This is a genomic window from Collinsella sp. LCP19S3_H3 (assembly GCF_052119145.1).
Taxonomy (GTDB): domain Bacteria; phylum Actinomycetota; class Coriobacteriia; order Coriobacteriales; family Coriobacteriaceae; genus Collinsella.
Window position 1 is genome coordinate 1 of record NZ_JBQKFW010000038.1, and the last position, 880, is coordinate 880.

The window sequence follows — 880 nt, forward strand, 5'->3', positions numbered from 1 at the left end:
CGCGCGGAGGGGTGCAAGCTGGGGAGCCTGCTGGAATGCGCCGGCCTGGCCCGGTCCAGCTACTATTACGCGCTGTCGCACCCGGCCAGGCCGACGCGCCCGGAGCTGCGGGACGCGGTGGCGGAGATCTTCTCGCGCACGGCCAACGGGTGCGGCCACCGCCAGGTCGCCATGTGCCTGCGCGCCGAGCTGGGCGCGCGCATAGCCAACAAGACCGTGCTCAAGATGATGCGGGAGATGGGGGTCCGCTGCGGCATCCGCCGCGAGACCGACTACCATAGGTACAACTCGTACAGGGGGGTCGTGGGCGAGACGTTCGAGAACGTCATCGGGCGCGACTTCGCCGCCGACGGGCCGTGGCAGAAGATGGGCACCGACGTCACCGAGTTCAAGCAGCCCTGGGGCAAGGCCTACTTCGCGCCGGTGTACGACTTCGGCAGCAAGGAGATAGTCGCGTGGTCGACGTCGACCAGCCCGGACATGGCGCAGCAGGCCGAGCTGCTCGACCAGCTACTGGCGAAGATGCCCGAGGGCGCGACGCCGGTGCTCCACAGCGACATGGGCTGGCAGTACCAGCACGCCGCATGGTGCGGGAGGCTGAAGGACGCCGGGATCGTCCAGAGCATGTCCAGAAAGGGCAACTGCATCGACAACGGCGCCACCGAGCAGGTCTTCGGCCACATGAAGGACGAGTTCTTCCGGGGAAGGACATGGCCCGACTTCGAGTCCTTCAAGGCGGACCTGGACGCGTACGTCGCCCATTGGAACACGAGGCGAAGGCAGGTTAAACTGAAGGGGCTGACCCCGGAGGAGTTCCGGAACCAGCCCCTTGCGGCGTAGTTCTTATTTAAGCCGTCCAAGTTTTGGGGTGCAGTTCAAC

At 66.1% G+C, this 880-nt stretch carries 1 protein-coding gene; it reads left to right on the forward strand.

All coding sequences use genetic code 11. The annotated features are described in order from the left end of the window. On the forward strand, window positions 1-840 hold an 840-nt coding region (locus ACTQZF_RS09190; protein WP_441555108.1), incomplete at its 5' end, for an IS3 family transposase. Window positions 841-880 lie beyond the last annotated feature (40 nt).